Here is a 22,722-nt window from a genome sequence, read left to right on the forward strand (position 1 = left end):
CCTACCCGTCCGAGGGGAGCCGCAGGTGCGGCCACCGCGCCAGATCGGCGAGCAGCTGCCGATCGTGGGTCGCCACCACCACCGCCGCCGCGGTCTCGCGCAGCGCGGCGGTCAGCTCGTCCACCAGCGCCGCCGACAGGTGGTTGGTCGGCTCGTCGAACAGCAGCACGTTGGGCCGGGCGGCGAGCCGCACGGCCAGGTGGAGCCGACGCTGTTGCCCCTGCGACAACCGCCCGACCGGGGTGTGCCGTGCGCTTTTCTCGAGCAGACCGGTCGCGGCCAGCGGCAGGGGCGCGATGCCGTCGTTCAGCTCGAGACCGCGCACGTGGCGCTCGTAGAACTCCTGCGCGGTCGGCTCGGGATCCCAGTCCGGCACTTCCTGACCGACCAGCGCCACCCGCGCCGTCGCGTGATGCCGGACGTCGCCGGTGGTCGGCGCCAGCTCGCCGGCGAGCACGGCCAGCAGGGTCGATTTGCCTGCGCCGTTACGTCCGGTCACCAGCAACCGCTCCCCCGCCGCGAGCGCGAGCGTGACCGGCCGGGCCGTCCGCCCCGCGACCGCGACCTCGTCGGCCCGCAGCAGCGGAGTGCCCGCGCGGGCGGGCAGTTCCGGGAACCGCAGGCGCAGCGGCGGTTCGGGCACGGTGACGACATGGGCGTCCAGTTCGGCCTCGCGGCGCCGCAGCGCCTGCACCACGCCGGGCGCGCGGGACTGCCGCTGATGCTTGCCGTGGCCTTTGTCGGGTCGCCACCCGGTGCTCAGCCGCTCGCGCGCACCGGCGACGGCCTCGCGCAGCCGCGCCCGCTCGGCGAGTTGGTCCTCGTGGTCGTGTTCCCAGCGCTCGCGGGCGCGGCGGCGACCCTCCTGCCACCCGGCGTAGCCGCCCGCGAACAATTGCGGCCGCCCGTCCCGGCTGGGGTCGAGGTCGAGGAATTCCTCGGCGACCGCGCGCAGCAGTGCCCGATCGTGGCTGACGACGGCGAACCCGCCGGGATGGGCGCGCAGGCGTTCGGTGAGGAAATCCAGGCCGTCGCGGTCCAGGTGGTTGGTCGGCTCGTCCAGCAGCAGGATGTCGTGGGCGGCGCCGAGCAGGCAGCCGAGCCGGACCCGATGGCGTTGTCCCACCGACAGTGTCGCCAGTGGCCGCGCCCGGTCGGTGCAGGCGCGCAGCGCGGCCAGGGCGATGTCGACGCGTCGCTCCGCGTCCCAGGCGTCCAGCCGGGTCGCGGCATCCAGCGCCGCGCCGTAGGCATCGTCGGCACCCGCTGTGCCGGCGGCGAGCGCCGCGGTCGCGGCGTCGAGGTCGCGCAGCGCCCGCTGCGCCGGGGCGATGGTCTCGGCGACGAGATCGCCCACGGTCTGGCCCGCGCGGGACGGGATCGCCTGCCGGGCGACACCGACGGTGCCGGCCCTGGTGACGGTTCCGCTGTCGGGCGCGCGCAGCCCGGCGAGCACGTGCAGCAGCGTGCTCTTGCCGCGCCCGTTCTCACCGACCACGGCCAGCCGGGAGCGCGCGGACACGGTGACCGACACGTCGGCCAGCACGGTCCGCGCCCCGAGGGTGACGTGGATCGAGGTGGCTCGCAGGTGCGCGCCCGCGCCGGCCGGTAGCGGGTCGCCGGGGGCGGCAGGGGCATCGGAGGTGGACAGGCCGCAACGGCCCGTGGAGGAAGCAGACACTGGAACTCCGCAGCTCGAGAAGGAGCCGGGACAGCGGAAGACCGCCCGGCGGGACTACCCGGACGGCGGCTGAGGGGAATCGAGGTATCGGGTCGCCGCCGTCAGCGGAGCGACCAGGGCCTCGTCATCGCGGTGCCTGTGAACACGCGCCCGACTGTATCGACTCGGCCGAGGCGCGGCAATGGGATTTCCGGTATCCGGCGCCGACCCGCCCGACCTGCCGTGGTTCCGCGCCGCACCGGGGTACGGTCGAGCGACACGTCAGCGGTGTGGAATGCCGGAGCCGATCAGGAGTCGCCATGCCTTTGTCGCACCCCTCCTTTCCGCAGGATCCCGGGCCGAGCGAGGTGGCCGTCAATCCCGTCTTCACCCGTGAACCGGTGTCGGTGCCGCGGGATCGGCTACCCGCGGGCGAACTCGACGCCGATATCGCCTACCAGGTGGTGCACGACGAGTTGATGCTCGACGGCAACGCCCGGCTGAACCTGGCCACCTTCGTCACCACGTGGATGGAGCCGAGCGCGCGGGTGCTCATGGCGGAGTGCTTCGACAAGAACATGATCGACAAGGACGAATACCCGCGCACCGCCGACCTCGAGCAGCGCTGTGTGCGCATGCTCGCCGACCTCTGGCACGCCGCCGATCCCGCCCACGCCACCGGCTGTTCGACCACCGGTTCCAGCGAGGCGTGCATGCTGGCCGGGCTGGCGTTGAAACGGCGCTGGCAGCACCGGCGCCGGGCGGCCGGGTTGTCCACCGAGCGCCCGAATCTGGTGATGGGAGCCAATGTTCAGGTCTGCTGGGAGAAGTTCGCCGACTACTGGGATGTGGAAGCCAGGCTGGTGCCGATGGCGGGCGACCGCTTCCACCTGACCGCGGAGGCGGCGCTGCCGCACTGCGACGAGAACACCATCGGCGTGGTCGCGGTGCTCGGCTCGACCTTCGACGGCAGTTACGAACCGGTTGCCGAGATCTGCGCCGCGCTCGACGAGCTGGAACGGCAGCGCGGCTGGGACATCCCGGTGCACGTCGACGGCGCCTCCGGCGCGATGGTCGCGCCGTTCTGCGACCCGGATCTGGTGTGGGACTTCCGGTTGCCGCGGGTCGCCTCCGTCAGCACCTCCGGGCACAAGTACGGGCTGGTGTACCCCGGGGTGGGCTGGGTGGTGTGGCGCGACGCCGCGGCGTTGCCGGAGGACCTCATCTTCCGGGTCAACTACCTCGGCGGCCAGATGCCCACCTTCGCGCTGAACTTCTCCCGCCCCGGCGCGCAGGTCGTCGCCCAGTACTACACCTTCCTGCGGCTGGGTCGCAGCGGCTACACGCGGGTCCAGCAGTACTGCCGCGACGTGGCGACCCGCCTCGCCGACCGGATCGCCGCCCTGGGCGCGTTCCGGTTGCTCACCGACGGCCGCCAGCTGCCGGTCTTCGCGTTCACCCTCGCCGAGGGCGAAACCGGCTACTCGGTGTTCGACGTCTCCGCCGCGTTGCGCGAACAGGGTTGGCTGGTGCCCGCCTACACCTTTCCCGCCGACCGCGAGGACCTGGCCGTCCTGCGCATCGTGGTCCGCAACGGATTCAGCCACGACCTGGCCGACATGCTGCTCGACGCCCTGGCCGCCGTCCTCCCCCGCCTGCGCGCCCAGGACCGGCCCCAGCACGGCCCGGACACCGCCACCTTCGCCCACGGCGCCCAGGCCCCGAGGGGCCACTGACCCGGCCGGGATTCAGGCGCTGATGCCCGCGGTGAGGATGGCGGCGAGTTCGCGGTAGGCGTGGGCGTCGTCGAGGCCGGTGCTCGCCCGGACCCCACCCTGCTGGATGCGGACCATCATGGTGGCCACGAGGTCGGCGGCGAAGGCGGCGTGCACGTCGCGGAACTCGCCGCGCGCGACGCCGTCGTCGACGAGTTCGCGGACGCGGCGGGCCGCGATCCTGGTGTTGCGCTCGTAGACCTCACGAGCGGGGGCGAAGGTGTCCAGGTCGGCCATGAACCGTTCCGAGGCGCCGGCCAGGGTGGTGCCGACCGCGGACAGGTAGGCGGTGATCTGCTCACGGGCGCTGTCGATGTCCCGGATGCGGGACTCGACGTCGTCGGTTGCGCGCCGGAAGAAGTGCACGGTCGCGGCCTTGACCAGCTGTTCCTTGCTGTCGGCGAGGGTGTAGAGGGTCGACTTGGAGCAGCGCAGCCGCCGGGCGATCTCGTCGAGGGTGAGGTGGGCGAAGCCCTCGGCGAGGAACAGGTCGACCAGCGCGTCGAACAGCTGGGTGCGACGTCTGGTCGCGAAACCCGCGGTGGTGAGCCCTGGCATGGGGTCGATGGTACTGGAGAGCGTCTTGCAGTACTGTCACCCGAACAGTACTGTGCTTGGTAATCCAGTACTGTTTCCCGTTGCCCACCGAGGAGAGATCGTGGCCGTCGACCGTCTGCTGCCCACCGAGGAGGCGCGCGAGCTGATCCAGCTCACCCGCGACATCGCCGACAAGGTCCTCGCTCCGCAGGTCGACGAGTGCGAGAAGACCGAGACCTATCCGGCCGGGGTGTTCGCGACGCTGGGCGAGGCGGGGTTGTTGAGCCTGCCCTACCCGGTCGAGTGGGGCGGCGGGGGCCAGCCGTACGAGGTGTACCTGCAGGTGCTCGAGGAACTCGCCGCGCGGTGGGCGGCGGTCGCGGTGGCGGTCAGTGTGCACAGCCTGTCCTGTCACCCGCTGCTGGCGTTCGGCACCGACGAGCAGCGGCAGCGCTGGCTGCCGGAGATGTTGAGCGGCAGCACCATCGGCGCCTACAGCCTGTCCGAGCCGCAGGCCGGTTCGGATGCCGCGGCGCTGGCGTGCAAGGCCACGGCGGTCGAGGGCGGGTACCGGATCGACGGCACCAAGGCGTGGATCACCCACGGCGGGGTCGCCGACTTCTACACCCTGTTCGCGCGCACCGGCGAGGGGTCGCGCGGCGTCTCCTGCTTCCTGGTCGACAAGGACACCGAGGGGCTGTCCTTCGGCAAGCCGGAGGAGAAGATGGGGCTCACCGCGGTGCCCACCACCTCCGCGCACTACGACAACGCCTTCCTGCCCGCCGAGCGCCGCATCGGCGCGGAGGGCCAGGGCCTGCAGATCGCCTTCAGCGCCTTGGATTCCGGTCGCCTCGGTATCGCGGCCGTGGCCGTCGGCCTGGCACAGGCCGCCCTGGACGAAGCGGTGGCCTACGCGCAGGAACGGACCGCCTTCGGCCGCAAGATCATCGACCATCAGGGCCTGGGCTTCCTGCTCGCCGACATGGCCGCCGCCGTCGATTCGGCCCGCGCCACCTACCTCGACGCCGCCCGCCGGCGCGACGCCGGACTCCCCTACTCCCGCCAGGCCTCCGTGGCCAAGCTGGTGGCCACCGATGCCGCCATGAAGGTCACCACCGACGCCGTGCAGGTGTTCGGCGGCTACGGCTACACCCGCGACTTCCGCGTCGAACGGTTCATGCGCGAGGCCAAGATCACCCAGATCTTCGAAGGCACCAACCAGATCCAGCGTCTGGTGATCGCCCGCTCACTCGCCACCCGCTGACCCGAAGTTCGACGAGCGCGGGAGCATCGCCGGCGGCGCCATCGCCGTCGGGCACCCGATGGGCATGGCAGGCGCATCGTGCCGCACCTCGCGCTCGAGCGCTGCCGCACCCGTGCGGCGGGGCGGGCAGGGTGATGTGCTGCTGGTCCACGCTTCGTGACGATCGAGCGACCACCATCACGCGGCGGAAGTTTGCGTCCCCGTCCCGGCCTGGGAATCATCGGTGGAGAGGAGAATTTCCACCCCCGGCCGAGAACGGACCCATGGACACCCACTCGCGCACCTCGCCCGGACCGCTGGCCCGATGCTGGAACCTGCGGCCCTGGCGCGCCCACCCGCTGCTGCGTCGCAGTGATCGGGCGATCGCGTGGCTGGTGTGCTGCGGGCTGCTGCTGGCCGCGCTGATGATCCCCGTCGCGGCCACCGTGGCCGCGCATGCGCACCAGGCCGCCACCGTCTCGGCCACCGAAGCGGCCGCCCGCCTGCATCCGGTGCAGGCGACGCTCGAGCAACCCGCCGCGATCCCCAACGGCTTCGACGGCAGGCCGCTCACCCCGGTGCGCTGGTCCGAACACGGCGCGACGCACCGGGCCGAGGTCTTCGTCCCGGCCGGTTACCAACGCGGCGAATCGATCGAGATCTGGGTGGACGGCGACGCCCGACCGGCGCAGCCACCGCTGGGGAGCTCGGCGATCCTGCTGGATTCGATCCTGCTCGGCCTGTTGGTCTGGGCGAGCGTCACCAGCGTGTCCGGCGTGCTCGTCTACGCGGTGACCCACCGCATCCGGGCCGGCCAGCTGGACCGCTGGGCCACCGAGTGGGCCCGGGTGGCGGCGGGCCGGCATCCCTGACCAGAACATTCAGCCGATCGGTTGAACATTGCGCCGCGCGCGTGCATACTCAACCATGTGGTTGAACATGACACCGAGACGCTGGACGCCCTGTTCCACGCCCTGTCCCACCCGACCCGGCGCGCGATGCTGCGACGGCTGGCCGACGACGGCGAACGCAGCGTCGGCGAGCTGGCCGAGCCGTATGCGATCACGCTGGCGGGCGCTTCCAAGCACATCCAGGTGCTCGAGCGCGCGGGACTGGTGCGGCGCACCGTGCACGGCCGGGTTCATGTCTGCCGCCTCGACGCCCGGCCGCTCCGGGACGGCGCCGAGTGGATGCGCTATTACGAGCGCTTCTGGACCGAGCGGCTCGACCGCCTGGAAACCCTGCTGCGAAACGAGGACGACGCATGACCACACCCCAGATCTCCGAGTACGGCACCCTGGTCGAACCGCGCACGGTGCGGCTCGAACGCCTGCTGCCCGGCCCGATCGAGCGCGTCTGGCGCTACCTGACCGAGGCCGAGCTGCGGCGATCGTGGCTGGCCGACGGTGCGATGGAGCTGACCGACGGCGGCCCGGTGGAGCTGATCTTCCGTAACTCCGAGCTTTCCACCGCCGACGATCCCGCGCCCGACGAGTACACGGCCGAACACCGGATCCGCGGCGTGATCCTGGCCTGCGAGCCGCCGCGACTGCTGCGCTACACCTGGGGCGACGAGAGTTCGGAGGTGACCTTCGCGCTCGAGCCTGCCGGCGATCAGGTGCGGCTCGAGGTCACCCACACCAAGTTGCCCGACCGCTCGGCGCTGCTCAGCGTCTCCGGCGGCTGGCACAGCCACCTCGACCTGCTGGCCGCACGGCTGGCGGGACGGGAACCGGAAGCGTTCTGGCCCAAGCACGCCCGGCTCCGGGAGGAGTACGAGCGCCGGTTCGCGGAGTAACTCACACCGCCTGCGCGTACCAGTCCAGCGGGCCCTCGCCCTCGACGTCGGTGCTGCGCAGATACTTGAAGCGGGCCCGGCGGGCGACCGCCACCGAGGCGGCGTTCGCCGGGTCGATCCGCAGGACCACCTCCTCGGCCAGTCCCGCCGCGGCCACATATCGGCAGCCGAGCACCACCGCGCGCGTGGCCAGCCCGCGCCCGCGCCACTGCGGGTCCACCGCGTAGGTCAATTCGGCCTGATCCCGGTGCAGATAGGGCGCCTCGGCGCGGACGCCGAGCGTGCCGACGACCTCCTCGTCGGCCGACCGCACGATCGCGAAGGTCTCGATCGGCGCCTCCGCGGCGATCCGATCGGGGGTGACGCCGGTGGCCTCGGCGGCCTCGGCCGCGGGCGGCGAGATGCCGATCGGAGACCGCTCGGCCCCGGTGGCCGGCCGTAAACTGATGACGCCGTCGGATAACTGCACCCCACCATGATCGGCAACACGGTCATGGGATCAAACCGGCGACACGCCGATTCAGCCGATCGCGTTGGCGGTGCAGTCGGCCACCACGACCTGCGCCGCACGCGGCTGGGCGCTGCCGAGATCCGGGAACGGGGGCGCGCTCTCCCCCAGCGAAGCCACCGCGGCCTGCTCCGCCTCGGCGCGCGAAGGCGCTGCGGCCCAACCGAATCGGCCGTCCGCACCGCGGGCGATGGCACCGCAGGCATCGACCAGACGCAGCACCAGATCGCAGTCGTAGACCCCGCACTCACGGATGGCGGCGGCATCGGCGGCGACCGGGCTGGGATGACCGACCGCGGCCACCGCCCGCCCGGTGCTCGGCGAATACGCCAGCGTGCCGTAGGACTTCGCGGCACCGGCCGCGGCACCCGCGCCCACGACGCCCGTGACGGCGGTGGCGGACACGGCCACCACGAGGGCGGACTTACGCAACACAGACAACGAGATCTCCCCGTCGAGATGGAACAACGGGGAGATCTTCGTCGAGCACGATCGAATTGTCCAGCGCCGAGGCGCTTTCCGGGGCGGCCGGATCAGACGGTGAAGCCCAGCGCGCGCAGCTGCTCGCGGCCGTCCTCGGTGATCTTGTCCGGGCCCCACGGCGGCATCCAGACCCAGTTGATCTCCATGTCCTCGACCAGGCCGCTGCGCACCAGCGCGTTGCGGGACTGGTCTTCGATGACATCGGTCAGCGGGCAGGCCGCGGAGGTGAGCGTCATGTCCAGCTTGGCGATGTCGTTCTCGACCCGCATGCCGTACACCAGGCCCAGATCCACCACGTTGATGCCGAGTTCGGGATCGACGACGTCGCGCATCGCCTCCTCGATGTCCTCGAGGAGCTTGGCGTCCTCGGCCGAGGGTTCGGCCTGCTGGGCAGGCTCGGTCACATCGGTCGGTGTCTCACTCATGGCGTTCCCCGCTTCCGCTGGCAAGGTCGGTCTCTCGGTCGGAGGATATCCGGATCACCGCGTCCTTGAACGCGAGCCAGCCCAGCAACGCGCACTTGACCCGGGCCGGGTATTTGGACACACCGGCGAGGGCGATGCCGTCGCCGAGCAGGTCCTCGTCGCCCTCCACGGTGCCGCGGCTGGAGATCATCTCGTTGTAGGCGTCGACGACCTTCAGCGCCTGCTGCACCGGCAGGCCGATCACCTGATCGGTGAGGATCGAGGTGGCGGCCTGGCTGATCGAACAGCCCTGGCCGTCGTAGGAGACGTCGGCGACGTCGCCGTTCTCGGCCAGCTGCACGCGCAGGGTCACCTCGTCACCGCAGGTCGGGTTGACGTGATGCACCTCGGCGCCGAAGGGCTCACGCAGACCGCGGTGATGCGGGTGCTTGTAGTGGTCCAGGATCACTTCCTGGTACATCTGCTCCATGCGCATGGTCTATGCAACCCCGAAGAAGCGCTGAGCCTTCCGCACCGCGGCCACCAACTGCTCGACCTCGTCGAGGGTGTTGTAGACCGCGAAGGAGGCACGGGCGGTGGCGGGCACGCCGAGGCGGCGCATCAGCGGCCAGGCGCAGTGGTGCCCGACCCGGATGGCCACGCCCTCGTCGTCGAGGATCTGGCCGACGTCGTGGGCGTGGATGCCGTCCACCACGAACGACACCGCGCCGCCACGGTCCACGTTCTCGGTGGGGCCGACGATCCGCACGCCGTCGATGGCGCCCAGACCCGCGAGCGCGGCACCGGTGAGCGCGTGCTCGTGCTCGGCGACCGCGGCCATGCCGATGCCCTCGAGATACCGCACGGCCGCGCCGAGGCCGACGACCTGCGAGGTCATCGGCACGCCGGCCTCGAACCGCTGCGGCGGCGGCGCGAAGGTGCTGCCCTCCATCGTCACGGTCTCGATCATCGAGCCGCCGGTGATGAACGGCGGGGTCTCCTCGAGCAGCGCGCGGCGGCCGTAGAGCACGCCGACACCGGAGGGGCCGAGCATCTTGTGTCCGGAGAAGGCGGCGAAGTCCACGCCGAGTGCCCGGAAGTCCACCGGCATGTGCGGCACCGACTGACAGGCGTCGAGCACGGTGAGCGCGCCCACCGCCGTCGCGCGCCGCACCAGTTCCTCGACCGGCGACACCGCGCCGGTCACGTTGGACTGGTGGGTGAACGCGACGACCTTGGTGGCGGGCGAGAGCTCCAGCGAGTCCAGGTCGATGCGGCCGTCGTCGGTGATGCCGTACCACTTCAGGGTGGCGCCGGTACGCCGCGCGAGCTCCTGCCACGGCACCAGGTTCGCGTGGTGCTCGAGTTCGGTGACCACGATCTCGTCGCCCGGTCCCACGTGGTAGGGGAACCGGTTGTCGGCGAAGGAGTAGGTCACCAGGTTCAGCGACTCGGTCGCGTTCTTGGTGAACACGATCTCCCCGGCATCGACCCCGACGAAGCGGGCGATGTCGGCGCGGGCGCCCTCGTAGGCGTCGGTCGCCTCCTCGGCCAGCTGATGCGCGCCGCGGTGCACCGCGGAGTTGCGCTCGGTGAGGAATTCGCGTTCGGCGTCGAGCACGGCCAGCGGTCGCTGCGAGGTGGCGCCGGAGTCCAGGTACACCAGCGGCTTACCGTCCCGGACCGTGCGGCTCAGGATCGGGAAGTCGGCCCGGATCCGGGCGACGTCGAGTGTCCGGCCCGTGACAGGCGCAGCGGTCATGTCAGGCTCCCGCGGTCGCGGTCTGGGTGAAGCGGACGTAGCCGTTGGCGTCGAGTTCCTCGGCGAGCTCGGGGCCGCCCTCGGCGACGATGCGGCCGCCGACGAAGACGTGCACGAACTGGGGCTGGATGTAGCGCAGGATGCGGGTGTAGTGCGTGATCAGCAGCACGCCGCCGTTCTCGCGCTCCCGGTAGCGGTTGACGCCCTCGGAGACGATGCGCAGCGCGTCGACGTCCAGGCCGGAGTCGGTCTCGTCGAGGATGGCGATCTTCGGCTTGAGCAGGCCCAGCTGCAGGATCTCGTGGCGCTTCTTCTCACCGCCGGAGAAGCCCTCGTTCACGCTGCGCTCGGCGAAGGCGGGGTCGATCTCGAGCTCGCTCATCGACTCCTTCACCTCCTTGACCCAGTGCCGCAGCTTCGGGGCCTCGCCGCGCACGGCGGTGGCGGCGGTGCGCAGGAAGTTCGACATCGAGACGCCGGGCACCTCGACCGGGTACTGCATGGCCAGGAACAGGCCCGCACGCGCGCGCTCGTCGACCGACATCTCCAGCACGTCCTCGCCGTCGAGGGTGATCGACCCCGAGGTCACGGTGTACTTGGGATGGCCGGCGATGGCGTAGGAGAGGGTGGACTTGCCGGATCCGTTGGGGCCCATGATGGCGTGCGTCTCGCCCGAGCGCACGGTCAGGTTCACGCCCTTGAGGATCTTGATCGGCTCGCCCGTCTCGTCGGGGTTGGCAACCTCGACGTGCAGGTCCTTGATTTCCAGGGTGGTCATGGAGTTCCTTTGCGGGGAGGGAAGTTTCGATGTGTCAGACGCCGACGGCGGCGAGCTCGGCCTCGATGGCCGCCTCCAGCCGCTCCCGGACCTGGGGCACCGTGATCTTCTGGATGATCTCGTGGAAGAAGCCGCGCACCACCAGGCGGCGGGCCGCGTCCTCGGGGATGCCGCGGGCGCGCAGGTAGAACAGCTGCTCGTCGTCGAACCGGCCGGTGGCCGAGGCGTGCCCGGCGCCGACGATCTCGCCGGTCTCGATCTCGAGGTTGGGCACCGAGTCGGCGCGGGCGCCGTCGGTGAGCACCAGGTTGCGGTTCAGCTCGAAGGTGTCGGTGCCCTCGGCGGCGGCGCGGATGAGCACGTCGCCGACCCACACCGTGCGAGCGTCGCCCTTCGGCGAGGCCGGGTCGCCCTGCAGCGCGCCCTTGTACAGCACGTTCGACTTGCAGTTCGGCACCGCGTGATCGACAAGCAGCCGCTGCTCGAAGTGCTGGCCCGCGTCGGCGAAGTAGAGGCCGAGCAGTTCGGCGTCGCCGCCGGGGCCGTCGTACTTGACGGTGCCGGTGAGCCGCACCAGATCGCCGCCCAGGGTGACCGCGGTGTGGCGCAGGGTGGCGTCGCGGCCCAGCCGCGCGTGGTGCGCGGTGGCGTGCACGGCGTCGTCGTCCCAGTCCTGGACGGCGACGACGGTGAGTTTGGCGCTGTCGCCGACCACGAATTCCACGTTCTCGGCGTAGGTTCCGCCGCCGCGCTGGTCGATGACCACGGTGGCGACGGCGAAGGCGCCGACCCGGATCTGCAGGTGGCCGTAGGCGGTGCGGCCCGCGCCGGGACCGGTGATCGTGACGACGACCGGCTGGCCGAGCTCGACCTCCTTGCCGACCGAGACGATGGTCGCGGTCTCGAAGCCGGAGTAGGCCTGCGCGGCGACCCGATCGGCGGGCACGCCCGCGGCGCCGAGGCGCTCGTCGGTGCGGTCCACGGTCTCGGTGATCACACCGTCGACGGGGGTCACCTCGACGGTGGCCTGCCCGTCGCGCACGGCGGTGCCGTCGTGCAGACCGCGCAGGCGGCGCAGCGGCGTGAACCGCCAGGCCTCGTCGCGACCGGAGGGCACCTCGAAGGCGTCGACGTCGAAGGAGGTGAACACCTCGCCCTTGTTGATGGCAGGCGTCCGTGCCTCGGCCGCCTCGGCCACGGAGGCCGCCCCGGTGGTCGATTCGAGCTCGGTCATCAGCCGACGGCCCCTTCCATCTGCAGTTCGATCAGGCGGTTGAGTTCCAGCGCGTACTCCATCGGGAGTTCCTTGGCGATCGGCTCGACGAAGCCGCGCACCACCATCGCCATCGCCTCGTCCTCGGTGAGGCCGCGGCTCATCAGGTAGAACAGCTGGTCCTCGGAGACCTTGGAGACGGTGGCCTCGTGCCCCATCGTCACGTCGTCCTCGCGGATGTCGACGTAGGGGTAGGTGTCGGAGCGGCTGATGGTGTCGACCAGCAGCGCGTCGCACTTGACCGTCGACTTGGAGCCGTAGGCGCCCTTGTTCACTTGGACCAGGCCGCGGTAGGAGGCCCGGCCGCCACCGCGCGCCACCGACTTCGACACGATGGTCGAGGAGGTGTGCGGCGCCAGGTGCAGCATCTTCGCGCCGGTGTCCTGGTGCTGGCCCTCGCCGGCGAAGGCCACCGAGAGCACCTCGCCCTTGGCGTGCTCACCGGTCATCCAGACCGCCGGGTACTTCATGGTGACCTTGGAGCCGATGTTGCCGTCGATCCACTCCATGGTCGCGCCCGCCTCCGCCTTGGCCCGCTTGGTGACCAGGTTGTAGACGTTGTTCGACCAGTTCTGGATGGTCGTGTAGCGGCAGCGGCCGCCCTTCTTCACGATGATCTCCACGACCGCCGAGTGCAGCGAGTCGGACTTGTAGATCGGCGCGGTGCAGCCCTCGACGTAGTGCACGTAGGCGCCCTCGTCGACGATGATCAGGGTCCGCTCGAACTGGCCCATGTTCTCGGTGTTGATCCGGAAGTAGGCCTGCAGCGGGATGTCGACGTGCACGCCCGGCGGCACGTAGATGAACGAGCCACCCGACCACACGGCGGTGTTGAGCGCGGAGAACTTGTTGTCACCGGCCGGGATCACCGAGCCGAAGTACTCCTGGAAGATCTCCGGGTGCTCCTTGAGACCGGTGTCGGTGTCGAGGAAGATCACGCCCTGGGCCTCGAGGTCCTCGCGGATCTGGTGGTAGACGACCTCGGACTCGTACTGCGCGGCGACACCGGCGACCAGCCGCTGCTTCTCCGCCTCCGGGATGCCCAGCTTGTCGTAGGTGTTCTTGATGTCCTCGGGCAGCTCGTCCCAGGACGCGGCCTGCTTCTCGGTCGAGCGCACGAAGTACTTGATGTTGTCGAAGTCGATGCCCTCGAGGTTGGAACCCCAGTTCGGCATCGGCTTGCGGTCGAAGATGCGCAGCGCCTTGAGCCGCTGCTCGAGCATCCACTCGGGCTCGTTCTTCTTCGCCGAGATGTCGCGCACGACGTCCTCGGACAGGCCGCGCTGCGCGGCGGCGCCCGCCGCGTCCGGATCGGCCCAGCCGTAGCCGTACTTGCCCAGCGAGGCGATCGTCTCTTCCTGGGTCAAAGGCGGTACCTGGGTGGCGGCTTCGCGGCCTGCCGCTGCGGTCGTCGTCATTCGGCACTCCTTCCGGAGTCGTTCGTTCCTGCCGTCGCGGGCTGTGCGACGGTTCGGGGAGAGGCTGTCTTCGTGGGGGCGGTGGGGGTTTTCGTGGCGCGGTTGTGTTCGGCCGCCGCGAGCGGGAGCAGCGGCACGTGGGTGGTGCACGCGCAGTCGCCGTTGGCGATGGTCGCCAGCCGCTGCACGTGCGTGCCGAGCAGGTCGCGGACCGCTTCGAGTTCGGCCTCGCACAGCTGCGGGAACTCCTCGGCCACGTGCGCGACCGGGCAGTGGTGCTGGCAGATCTGCACGCCGGCGCCCACCTTGCGGGTGGTCGCGGCGAACCCCGAGTCGGTGAACGCCGCCGCGAGTTCCTCGGCCTTGGCCTCGGTCCGCTCGGGCGTGTGCTCGCGCACCGGCTCGATGCCCGCCACGATCGTGCGTGCTCGTTTGCGGGCGAACTCGGTGATGGCCTGCGGGCCGCCGATCTCGCCGAGCTGACGGATCGCGGCACCGGCGAGGTCATCGTAGGCGTGGCCGAGCTGTCCGCGTCCGGCGGCCGTCAGCTGGTACTGCTTGGCCGGGCGGCCGCGCCCCTTCTGCTGCCAGGGCGCCGAGCGACCGGCCCTGGCCTGGCCCGATTCGATGAGGGCGTCCAGGTGCCTGCGTACGCCCGCGGGCGCGAGCCCGAGCTTGTTGCCGATGGCGGTCGCGGTGATCGGACCCTCCTCCAGCAACAGCTGGACGATCGCGGCGCGGGTATGCCCTTCGGCCACCGCCGCGGCGGGCGCAGCGGACAACGCGGCGCCGGTCCTGCGACCGGTCCCGTCGTCGTTCTTCCGCAAACCCACGGTTTTCACAACATCAGTGTGGCGGAATTCGTTCCCGAAATCTAATAAGGGTGCCCTGAGAAAAGGGGGTGACCGGCTGCGACATTCGCCACAGTCGGTCACCGGGGTGCGCGGTGCGCGCAGGTCAGCGCACCGCGACCAGTTTCAGCGGCGTCTCGAGCAGCGCGTCGATCGCGTCGTCCCAGCGCGCGGTCGAGGTGGTGACCGGGGTCGGATCGAAGCGGCCCGCGGCCACCAATTCCAGCACCCGCGGGATCGCAGGCCGCACGTGGGCGCGCCCGGTGTGCACGGTGCAGCAGCGGGTGTACATGTCGAAGAACGGCAACGCGACCTCGCCGAGTTGCACGCTGACGCTGGTGCACCAGCCGTCGTAGTCGGCGGCGGCGACGGCCGCGCGCAGTGCCGCGGCCGAGCCCGCCGCCTCGACGACGATCGGGAATCGCCCGACGCGCGTGTCCGGCGCGCCCTCGACGGCTTCGGCGCCGAGCCGCGCGGCGATCGCCAGGCGCTCGGCCGAGGTGTCGAGGTAGACCACGCGCTCGGCGCCGAGGGCGACGGCCAGCCCCGCCGCGTACAAGCCGATCGAGGCCGCCCCGGGCCCGCCGAGCACCAGCACCGGAGCATCCGGCCGGGCGGCGAGCTGCGGCGCCACCGCACGGTAGGCGTCGGGGATGTTGTCGCTGGCACTGGCCACGGCCACCGGGTCGACGCCGGGTGGCAACGGCACCAGCATCGCGTCGGCGTGCGGCACCAGCGCCAGATCCGCCCACAGCCCGCCCCAGCCGAGGCCGCCCAGGGAGCCCAGACCGTAGGTGGACAACCGCGGATGACTCGCGCAGTTGCCGGTCGTCCCGCGCAGGCACGCCGGGCAGGCGCCGCACGAGATCTGGAACGGCACCACCACCCGGTCCCCCACCGCGACCGAGCGCACCTCGGCGCCGACCGCGACCACCTCGGCCACCCCCTCGTGCCCGAAGGGATAGGGACCGGGCAGTGGAAAGGCGCCGCGCAGCACGGCCGGATCGATGTCGCAGGTGGCCAGGGCGACCGGTCGGACCAGCGCCTGGCCGGGGCCGGTGAGTTCGGGTTCGGGCGCGGACTCCCAGTGCAGCGCGCCGGGGCCGGAGAGCATCAGACGTTTCATCGACCGAGTGTCGCTAGAACGTTCTTTCCAGTCAAGACCCGAGCCGCCCCGGACACCGCACGCGGACGGATCCGCGCGGCGGTCAGGTCGGTACGGCGCCTCGCCTCGCGTCGTCTCCCCGCAGCGCCGGTGCCGGCTCGGCGCCCGGCGCCGCCAGAACCCCGCGCAGCATGCGTTCCATCGCCGCGGAGACGACCCGGAGCGGTTCGTCGCTGCGGCGCACGCGCGCCAGGATGGTCGCCCCCTCGTAGGCCGCGACCACCGTCGTCGCCACCTCCCCCGCCGCGCGCTCGTCGAGGCCGAGTTCGGTCAGCAACCCGGCGTAGGCGCGCTCCATCGTGTCGAACGCCGCCACGCACGCGTTCCGCACCGCGTCCACGTCGCTGCCGCCGTCGAGGGCGGGGGTGCCGACCGGGCAGCCCTCGGTCCAGTCCGAGCCCGCCAGCTTCGTCCGCATGAAGTCGAACATGGTGGCGGTGGTCGCGAAGACGTCCCCGGGCGCCTCGGCGATGATCCGGCCCGACATCAGCCCGGTGCCGGTGATCGCGGCGACCGCGATCTCCTCCTTGCCGCCCGGGAAGTGGTGGTAGATCGACCCGTAGGGCAGCCCGGCCGCGGCGCTGAGCGCCTTGAGACCGAAACCGTGATAGCCGTGCCTGGCCAGCAGCGCGCACGCGGCCGTCTCGATCCGGCGTCTCGACTCGGAAACCATGGTTCGATTGTGCTCCGCGCCGCCCACTAGGCTCCCTCTGGTGGCGGTACTCGAGCGCGCGCGGCGCAGGACATCAGCTCTGGGGCGCCGGGCGCTCGGACTCGACGTGCCTGCCGCCGACCACACGGTTGCGGTACTGCATCGCGACGAGATCGAGGTCCCCGAACTCGACCGCAAGGAACTGGTCCAGCTCGACCGGATCCGGCTGCTCGGCGCGACCGGCACGGTGCTCATGGCGATCAGCGCGCTGGGCATCGGCGCCCAGCCGGTGCAGCAGAACCCGACCTCGGGGATGCGGGTGCTCGGCATCTTCGCCCGCGCGCACACCGGCTCGCTGGCGATGTGCATGATCGGCGCGGTCGTGGTGGTGCTGGCCTGGTTGCTGCTGGGGCGCTTCGCGATCGGCGGTTTCGGTGACGCGCCGCGGCACCGCCTCACCCGCTCCCAGCTCGATCGCACGCTGCTGCTGTGGATCATCCCGCTCAGCGTGGCCCCGCCGCTGTTCAGCAACGACGTCTACTCCTATCTCGCGCAGAGCGAGATCGCCGCGCGCGGGATCGACCCGTACCAGGAGGGCCCGGTCGCGGGCCTCGGCATCGACAACGTGCTGACCAACAACGTGCCAACCATCTGGCGCGACACCCCTGCCCCCTACGGCCCGCTGTTCCTGTGGGTCGGCCGCGGCATCGCCGAATTGACCGGGGACAACATCATTCTCGGCGTCTGGGTGCATCGTGTGCTGGCGCTGGCGGGCGTGGCGCTGATCGTGTGGGCGCTGCCCCGACTGTCGGTGCGCTGCGGTGTCGCCCCGGTGAGCGCCCTGTGGCTGGGCGCGGCCAATCCGCTGGTGCTGTTCCACCTGGTCGGCGGCGTGCACAACGACGCGCTGATGATCGGCCTGATGCTGGCGGGCGTGGAGTTCGCGCTGCGCGCCATCGAGGACTCGCCGGTGTTCGACGCGCGGGCCTACACCTTGCTGATCGGCGGCTCGCTGCTCATCGCCCTGTCCTCGTCGATCAAGATCACCTCCTTGATCGCGATGGGTTTCGTCGGGATGGCGCTGGCCAGACGCTGGGGCGGCACGCTGCGCGCGGTCCTCGTCGCGGCGGCGTTGCTCGGCGCGATCGCGCTGGGCGCCACCCTGTTCATCAGTTCGGTCAGTGGGCTGGGCTTCGGCTGGATCCACACCCTCAACACCGCCAGCGCCGTGCGCAGCTGGATGTCGCTGCCCACCGCCGTGGGCATCATCACCGGATTCGGCGGCGTGCTGCTGGGCCTCGGCGACCACACCACCGCCCTGCTGAGCATCACCCGCCCGATTGCGGGCGCGGTGGCCGGCTTCGTGGTGGTGCGCATGCTGGTGGCGACCGGCACCGGGCGGCTGCATCCGGTGGGCGCGCTCGGCGTCTCGCTGGGGGCGATCGTGTTGCTGTTCCCGGTGGTGCAGCCCTGGTACCTGCTGTGGGCCATCGTGCCGCTGGCCGCGTGGGCGACACGGCCGGTGTTCCGGGTGCCGGCGGTGGCCTTCTCCGCGGTGGTCAGCGTGCTGCAGATGCCGCGCGGCGCCGATCTCGAGGTGTTCCAGATCGTCGGCGCGGCCATCGCGACGACGATCGTGTGCGTGCTGTTCATCGTCGTCACGCGCAACGCCCTGCCGTGGCGGGCGCAGACGGGGGTGTCGGCTCCGTCACAGCGCACCACGTCCTACGGTGTGTCATCGTGACCGCAGCCACCGGACCCGCCGTACGCGTCGAGGACGTCGCCAAGCACTTCGGCGAGACGGCCGCGGTGGACGGGCTGAGCTTCGAGGTCGAGCCGGCCCAGGTGCTCGCGCTGCTCGGCCCCAACGGCGCGGGCAAGACCACCACGGTGCAGATGTGCGAGGGCTTCGTCCGGCCCGACGCGGGCCGGGTGCGGGTGCTCGGCCTGGACCCGATCGCCGACTCCGAGCGGCTGCGGCCCCGGATCGGCGTGATGTTGCAGGGCGGCGGCGCCTATCCGGGCGCCCGTGCCGGGGAGATGCTGGACCTGGTCGCCTCCTACTCGGCCGACCCGTTGGATCCGGACTGGCTGCTGCGCACGCTCGGCCTGCAGGACAACCGGCGCACGCCCTATCGGCGCCTGTCCGGCGGGCAGCAACAGCGCCTGGCGCTGGCCTGCGCGCTGGTGGGCCGCCCCGAGATCGTCTTCCTCGACGAGCCGACCGCGGGACTGGACGCCCAGGCCCGGCTGATCGTCTGGGAGCTGGTCGACGCGCTGCGCCGCGACGGCGTGAGCGTCGTGCTGACCACGCACATGATGGACGAGGCCGAGCAACTGGCCGACCAGCTGGTGATCATCGACCACGGCCGGGTCGTCGCCTCCGGCACCCCCGCCGAGGTCACCGCGCACGGCGCCGCGGGCCAGCTGCGGTTCACCGCGCCGCCGCGGCTGGACCTGGCCCTGTTGCAGAGTGCGCTGCCCGAGGGGTTCGCGCCACGCGAGACCTCGCCCGGCTGCTACCTGGTGGAGGGCGAGATCGATCCGCAGGTGCTGGCCACCGTCACCGCGTGGTGCGCGCGGATGAACGTGCTGGCCACCGACATCAGGATCGACCAGCGCCGCCTCGAGGACGTCTTCCTGGAACTGACCGGACGGGATCTGCGCGGATGACCCAGCACGAACTCACGCCGAACCGCTTCGCGCCGGGCACCTTCGCGCCCGACCCCCGCCCGAGCAGCCGGGCCGCCATGCTCACCGCGCAGACCAGGATCGAGCTGATCCTGTTGCTGCGCAACGGTGAACAGCTGCTGCTGACGATGTTCATCCCGATCACCCTGCTGGTCGGGCTCACCCTGCTGCCCTTCGGCGAACTGGGCGACACCCGGGTGGACACCATCGTGCCCGCGGTGATGATGGTGGCGGTGATGTCGACCGCGTTCACCGGCCAGGCCATCGCCGTCGGCTTCGACCGCCGCTACGGCGCGCTGAAACGGCTGGGCGCCACGGCGTTACCGCGCTGGGGCATCATCGCGGGCAAGAGTGCCGCGGTACTGATCGTGGTGGTGTTGCAGGCGCTGATCCTCGGGCTCATCGGCGTGGCACTGGGCTGGCGTCCCGGGGTCGGCGGGCTGGCGCTTGGCGCGGTGATCATCGCGCTGGGCACCGCGACCTTCGCGGCGATGGGCCTGCTGCTGGGCGGCACGCTCAAGGCCGAGGTGGTGCTGGCCCTGGCCAACATCCTCTGGTTCGTGATGCTCGGCATCGCCAGCGTGGTGTTCGTCGGCGAGGATCTGCCCACCGCGGTGACGGTGATCGCGCGGCTGGTGCCGTCCGGTGCGCTGGCCGAGACCCTCGAGCGCGCACTGGCAGGCTCGGTGGATGTGTTCGGTGTGCTGGTGCTGCTGGCCTGGGGCGCTGTCACGGGCGCGCTGGCCGCGCGCTGGTTCCGTTTCGAGTAGTAACGACGGCTTGTAGTAGACCGGGTGCGGGCGCGTTCCGGCGGCTGGCTACCATCGTTGGGTGCTGTATCGCGCCTTTCTGCGACTCGTCGACAAGCTCCCGCTGCCCTCGCTGCGGGTGCAGCGGCTGATCGCCCTCGCGGTTCTGCTCACGCAGGCCGGCATCTCGGTCACCGGCGCGGTCGTGCGCGTCACCGCCTCCGGGCTCGGCTGCCCCACCTGGCCGCAGTGCTTCCCCGGCTCCTTCACCCCGGTCGGGGTGTCCGAGGTCGCGGTGGTGCACCAGGCGGTCGAGTTCGGCAACCGGCTGCTGACCTTCCTCGTCACGCTGTGCGCGGCGCTGGTCGTGCTCGCGGTGACCAGGGCCCGGCGCCGGCGCGAGGTGCTGGTCTACGCCTGGCTGATGCCCGGCGGCACCGTCGTGCAGGCGGTCATCGGCGGCATCACCGTGCTCAGCGGCCTGCTGTGGTGGACGGTCGCGGTGCACCTGCTGGCCTCGATGGTGATGGTGTGGCTGGCCGCGGTGCTCTACGCCAAGATCGGCCAGCCCGACGACGGAATCGCCACGGTGCAGGCACCGGCGCCGCTGCGCTGGCTGACCGTGCTCAGCGGCGTCGCGCTGGCCGGGGTGCTGGTCGCGGGCACGCTGGTCACCGGCGCGGGGCCGCACGCCGGTGACAAGAGCATCGACCGCCCGGTGCAGCGCCTCGAGGTCGAGATCGTCACGCTGGTGCACCTGCATTCGCAGCTGCTCGTCGGCTACCTCGCCCTGCTGATCGGCCTCGGTTTCGGCCTCTACGCCGTCGGCATCACCCGCGCGGTGCGCACCCGGCTGTTCGTACTGCTCGCGGTGGTGTGCGCGCAGGCGCTGGTCGGGATCGTGCAGTACTTCACCGATGTGCCCGCCGTGCTGGTCGTGGTCCACGTCGGCGGCGCGGCGGCGTGCACGGCGGCGACCGCGGCGCTGTGGGCCGCGCTGCACACCAGGGAGAAGGTGGGCGCGCCGGTCGCCGATCAGGCGGTGTCGTCGGCCTGATCGCCGGGGGTCTCGAGCACCACGGCGTACCCCGCCGCCCGCAGGGTGCGGGCCAGCAATTCCAGCTCCACCGAGGTGCCGGTGCGCCCGGTGGTGCGGATCTCGGCCACCGTCGACTTGGCCTCGAACAGGGCGGCGCTCTCGTGGCGGCGCAGCAGCCCGAGCAGGCAGGCGTCGTCGGCGGGACCGTCGGCCACCCACAAGCGGCTCGGGCCGTGGGTGGCGAGCAGCGCGGCACGGACGTAGTCGTCGGGGCCGTCGGAGCAGGCGGCCCAGGCGTTGCCGCAGGCCGGGCAGCGGCTCTCGATCTCGGACCGCAACCGGTCCTCGACGATGGCTTCGCGCACCGCACAACGCATCACGGCGCCGCACCGGTCACAGGTCGTCCCGGTCACCACCGATTCACTGCTCACATGCCGCGTCATCGTCGAACCCCGCCATCCGAGACGAGACGCTAACCCGGCCGGTGGCCACCCGACAAAGAATGCGTCATTCGCCGTGCAAGGCTCACTCACCGGGGCAACACGCGCCCGGCGCGGATCACCCGCGAACACGCGCTCCGGTGTCAGGCTGGAGGCACTCTGGCCTTCGCACAGACGGGAGCGCAGCATGCAGGATCGGGTCGATCGTCAGACCATCGTCGTCGGCATCGACGGCAGCCGCGGTGCGGTGGCCGCGGCCCGCTGGGCGGGCGGGCTCGCCGCGCGGCTCGGGGCGCCACTGGCGTTGATCGCCGTGGTCGCGACCGTCGACTTCCGGATCACCGCGGCCGCGCTCGCCGAGGCCGACATCATGCCGACGCTGCGCCAGGCGGCGCGGCGCACGGTGGAACAGGCCGCCGACGCGGTGCGCGCCGACCGGCCGGATGTGGCGATCACCGAACAGGTGGTGGAAGGGCTGCCCGCACGCGAACTGGTGAGCGCGAGCGAACACGCCCGCATGCTCGTCGTCGCGGCCACCGCCGACGACCGGATCAGCACCTTCCTGCTCGGCTCCACCGCGTTGCAGGTGGCCAACAAGTCGCGGTGTCCGGTGGCGGTCTGGCGCGGCGATCCCGCGCGCGTCCTGCCCGACGACCGCCCGGTGCTGGTGGGTGTGGACGGCAGCCCCGAGGGCGATGCCGCGGTTGGGCACGCGTTCGCGCTGGCCGCCGGACTCGGGGTCGAACTCGTCGCCCTGCACGCCTGGAACGATCCCGATCTGCTGCGCTGGGTGCCGGTGCCGCCGAGCAACGAGGCACTGGCCCAGCAGGAGGAGTCGCTGCTCGGTGAGCGCCTGGCCGGATGGACCACCAAGTACCCCGACCTGCGGGTGACCCGTGAGGTGCGCAAGAGCCCGACGGCGCCGGCGCTGCTGGAGCGGGCCGCCGACGCGCAGGTGATCGTCACCGGGAGCCGGGGCCGCAACCGGGTGACCGGCACGTTGCTCGGCTCGACGAGCCAGAACCTGCTGCACCACGCGCCGTGCCCGACGGTGGTGTGCCGCACCGACTTCGAGTGAGACGCGCTACTTCTCGTTGCGCGCCGCCGGGAACCGGGTCTGCTTGGCGACCCAGCCCGCCATCCGGGCCCAGTGACCTTTGCGCGGAGTGACCACGGAGGTGAGTTCGCGGTCCCACTCCTCGGTCGCGGTGAGACCGGGCACCAGCTCGACCAGCTTCTCGGCGGTCGGCAGGTCGGCCACGACGCGGTCGCCGAGCACGCCGTCGGCCCCGACCAGGGTGACCCGCACGCCCATGCGTCCCAGCGGCTGCAGCACGGCGGTGCCGGAACCACCGTGCTCGGCGACGAAGCCCTTGACCGAATTCACCACGGCGGCGGGCACTTCTGCGGGGGCCGGGGCAGTCTCAACGCTCATGGGCGCGAGTTTACCGGCCGGTAGGCAGCCGCGGGACCCTGCCTGTGCCGTGGCGGCGGTC

25 protein-coding genes are annotated in these 22,722 nt (G+C 71.4%); 10 read left to right on the plus strand and 15 right to left on the minus strand.

The window, feature by feature from the left end; genetic code table 11:
* Position 1: 1 nt before the first annotated feature.
* Positions 2-1,651 carry an ABC-F family ATP-binding cassette domain-containing protein gene (locus tag CRM89_RS11700; RefSeq protein ID WP_172964622.1) on the minus strand — a complete coding sequence of 550 codons (1,650 nt, stop codon included), beginning with the start codon at positions 1,649-1,651 and terminating at the stop codon, positions 2-4.
* A 329-nt stretch (positions 1,652-1,980) separates the two neighbouring features.
* On the opposite strand from CRM89_RS11700, the gene CRM89_RS11705 reads away from it, so the two are divergent.
* The gene (locus CRM89_RS11705) at positions 1,981-3,396 is read left to right on the plus strand and encodes a glutamate decarboxylase (protein ID WP_098084016.1); all 1,416 of its coding nucleotides are present in this window, start codon (positions 1,981-1,983) and stop codon (positions 3,394-3,396) included.
* A gap of 12 nt (positions 3,397-3,408) precedes the next feature.
* Here CRM89_RS11705 and CRM89_RS11710 read toward each other — a convergent pair whose 3' ends face one another.
* Positions 3,409-3,993 (minus strand): TetR/AcrR family transcriptional regulator, encoded by a 585-nt coding sequence (locus CRM89_RS11710; RefSeq protein ID WP_011210080.1) that lies wholly within the window; start codon positions 3,991-3,993, stop codon positions 3,409-3,411.
* A gap of 100 nt (positions 3,994-4,093) precedes the next feature.
* Between CRM89_RS11710 and CRM89_RS11715 the strand changes: the two genes are divergently transcribed.
* The 4 genes from CRM89_RS11715 (at position 4,094) to CRM89_RS11735 (ending at position 7,013) form a co-directional block, all read left to right on the plus strand.
* Positions 4,094-5,236, plus strand: a complete 1,143-nt coding sequence (locus CRM89_RS11715) for an acyl-CoA dehydrogenase family protein (RefSeq protein WP_011210081.1) — start codon at positions 4,094-4,096, stop codon at positions 5,234-5,236.
* 263 nt (positions 5,237-5,499) lie between these two features.
* Positions 5,500-6,087, plus strand: coding sequence for a hypothetical protein (locus CRM89_RS11725; RefSeq protein WP_098084018.1), 588 nt, complete (start codon positions 5,500-5,502; stop codon positions 6,085-6,087).
* Positions 6,088-6,144: 57 nt separating this feature from the next.
* A complete protein-coding gene (locus CRM89_RS11730) occupies positions 6,145-6,483 on the plus strand; it encodes a helix-turn-helix transcriptional regulator (RefSeq protein WP_011210083.1) in 339 nt (112 codons plus the stop codon).
* Positions 6,480-7,013 (plus strand): SRPBCC family protein, encoded by a 534-nt coding sequence (locus CRM89_RS11735; RefSeq protein WP_098084019.1) that lies wholly within the window; start codon positions 6,480-6,482, stop codon positions 7,011-7,013. The genes CRM89_RS11730 and CRM89_RS11735 overlap by 4 nt, the downstream gene beginning before the upstream one ends.
* A 1-nt stretch (position 7,014) precedes the next feature.
* Here the strand turns inward: CRM89_RS11735 and CRM89_RS11740 are convergent, their stop codons facing one another.
* The 11 genes from CRM89_RS11740 to CRM89_RS11790 all read right to left on the minus strand — a co-directional run bounded on the left by CRM89_RS11740 (position 7,015) and on the right by CRM89_RS11790 (position 16,328).
* Complete coding sequence (locus CRM89_RS11740; RefSeq protein ID WP_011210086.1) at positions 7,015-7,482, minus strand: GNAT family N-acetyltransferase; 468 nt, start codon at positions 7,480-7,482, stop codon at positions 7,015-7,017.
* A gap of 51 nt (positions 7,483-7,533) precedes the next feature.
* A complete protein-coding gene (locus CRM89_RS11745; protein ID WP_229435075.1) occupies positions 7,534-7,956 on the minus strand; it encodes a DUF4189 domain-containing protein in 423 nt (140 codons plus the stop codon).
* A gap of 98 nt (positions 7,957-8,054) precedes the next feature.
* Positions 8,055-8,429, minus strand: coding sequence for a metal-sulfur cluster assembly factor (locus tag CRM89_RS11750; RefSeq protein WP_011210088.1), 375 nt, complete (start codon positions 8,427-8,429; stop codon positions 8,055-8,057).
* Positions 8,422-8,904, minus strand: coding sequence for a Fe-S cluster assembly sulfur transfer protein SufU (gene sufU / locus CRM89_RS11755; RefSeq protein WP_060590187.1), 483 nt, complete (start codon positions 8,902-8,904; stop codon positions 8,422-8,424). The genes CRM89_RS11750 and sufU overlap by 8 nt, the downstream gene beginning before the upstream one ends.
* A gap of 3 nt (positions 8,905-8,907) precedes the next feature.
* Entirely contained in the window at positions 8,908-10,170 is a 1,263-nt protein-coding gene (locus CRM89_RS11760; RefSeq protein ID WP_011210090.1) for a cysteine desulfurase, read from the minus strand.
* Between the two features lies 1 nt (position 10,171).
* Positions 10,172-10,948 (minus strand): Fe-S cluster assembly ATPase SufC, encoded by a 777-nt coding sequence (sufC, locus tag CRM89_RS11765; RefSeq protein ID WP_011210091.1) that lies wholly within the window; start codon positions 10,946-10,948, stop codon positions 10,172-10,174.
* Between the two features lie 34 nt (positions 10,949-10,982).
* A complete protein-coding gene (gene sufD, locus CRM89_RS11770; RefSeq protein WP_060590185.1) occupies positions 10,983-12,182 on the minus strand; it encodes a Fe-S cluster assembly protein SufD in 1,200 nt (399 codons plus the stop codon).
* Complete coding sequence (gene sufB, locus CRM89_RS11775; RefSeq protein ID WP_011210093.1) at positions 12,182-13,639, minus strand: Fe-S cluster assembly protein SufB; 1,458 nt, start codon at positions 13,637-13,639, stop codon at positions 12,182-12,184. Before sufB ends, sufD begins: the two co-directional genes overlap by 1 nt.
* On the minus strand, positions 13,636-14,472 hold the full coding sequence (locus CRM89_RS11780; protein WP_098086960.1) for a metalloregulator ArsR/SmtB family transcription factor: 837 nt from the start codon (positions 14,470-14,472) through the stop codon (positions 13,636-13,638). The genes sufB and CRM89_RS11780 overlap by 4 nt, the downstream gene beginning before the upstream one ends.
* 124 nt (positions 14,473-14,596) lie before the next feature.
* Positions 14,597-15,616: an alcohol dehydrogenase catalytic domain-containing protein gene (locus CRM89_RS11785; protein WP_060590183.1), complete on the minus strand. Its 1,020-nt coding sequence runs from the start codon at positions 15,614-15,616 to the stop codon at positions 14,597-14,599.
* Positions 15,617-15,698: 82 nt separating this feature from the next.
* Complete coding sequence (locus CRM89_RS11790; RefSeq protein ID WP_098084021.1) at positions 15,699-16,328, minus strand: TetR/AcrR family transcriptional regulator; 630 nt, start codon at positions 16,326-16,328, stop codon at positions 15,699-15,701.
* On the opposite strand from CRM89_RS11790, the gene mptB reads away from it, so the two are divergent.
* The 4 genes from mptB (at position 16,327) to CRM89_RS11810 (ending at position 20,804) form a co-directional block, all read left to right on the plus strand.
* Positions 16,327-18,051, plus strand: a complete 1,725-nt coding sequence (mptB, locus tag CRM89_RS11795) for a polyprenol phosphomannose-dependent alpha 1,6 mannosyltransferase MptB (protein ID WP_170986776.1) — start codon at positions 16,327-16,329, stop codon at positions 18,049-18,051. The two genes, CRM89_RS11790 and mptB, sit on opposite strands and share 2 nt — an antisense overlap.
* On the plus strand, positions 18,048-18,980 hold the full coding sequence (locus CRM89_RS11800) for an ABC transporter ATP-binding protein (RefSeq protein ID WP_011210098.1): 933 nt from the start codon (positions 18,048-18,050) through the stop codon (positions 18,978-18,980). Before mptB ends, CRM89_RS11800 begins: the two co-directional genes overlap by 4 nt.
* Positions 18,977-19,768 carry an ABC transporter permease gene (locus CRM89_RS11805; RefSeq protein ID WP_011210099.1) on the plus strand — a complete coding sequence of 264 codons (792 nt, stop codon included), beginning with the start codon at positions 18,977-18,979 and terminating at the stop codon, positions 19,766-19,768. Before CRM89_RS11800 ends, CRM89_RS11805 begins: the two co-directional genes overlap by 4 nt.
* 61 nt (positions 19,769-19,829) lie before the next feature.
* Positions 19,830-20,804, plus strand: a complete 975-nt coding sequence (locus CRM89_RS11810) for a heme A synthase (protein WP_060590177.1) — start codon at positions 19,830-19,832, stop codon at positions 20,802-20,804.
* Here CRM89_RS11810 and CRM89_RS11815 read toward each other — a convergent pair.
* On the minus strand, positions 20,783-21,166 hold the full coding sequence (locus tag CRM89_RS11815; protein ID WP_172964505.1) for a hypothetical protein: 384 nt from the start codon (positions 21,164-21,166) through the stop codon (positions 20,783-20,785). The genes CRM89_RS11810 and CRM89_RS11815 overlap by 22 nt on opposite strands.
* A gap of 247 nt (positions 21,167-21,413) precedes the next feature.
* Here CRM89_RS11815 and CRM89_RS11820 point away from each other — a divergent pair, with 247 nt between their 5' ends.
* Positions 21,414-22,304: a universal stress protein gene (locus tag CRM89_RS11820; protein WP_060590174.1), complete on the plus strand. Its 891-nt coding sequence runs from the start codon at positions 21,414-21,416 to the stop codon at positions 22,302-22,304.
* Between the two features lie 6 nt (positions 22,305-22,310).
* Here the strand turns inward: CRM89_RS11820 and CRM89_RS11825 are convergent, their stop codons facing one another.
* The gene (locus tag CRM89_RS11825) at positions 22,311-22,661 is read right to left on the minus strand and encodes a hypothetical protein (RefSeq protein WP_011210103.1); all 351 of its coding nucleotides are present in this window, start codon (positions 22,659-22,661) and stop codon (positions 22,311-22,313) included.
* Positions 22,662-22,722: the final 61 nt, after the last annotated feature.

The organism is Nocardia sp. FDAARGOS_372, assembly GCF_002554515.1.
In the GTDB taxonomy this organism is placed as follows: Bacteria; Actinomycetota; Actinomycetes; order Mycobacteriales; family Mycobacteriaceae; genus Nocardia; species Nocardia farcinica.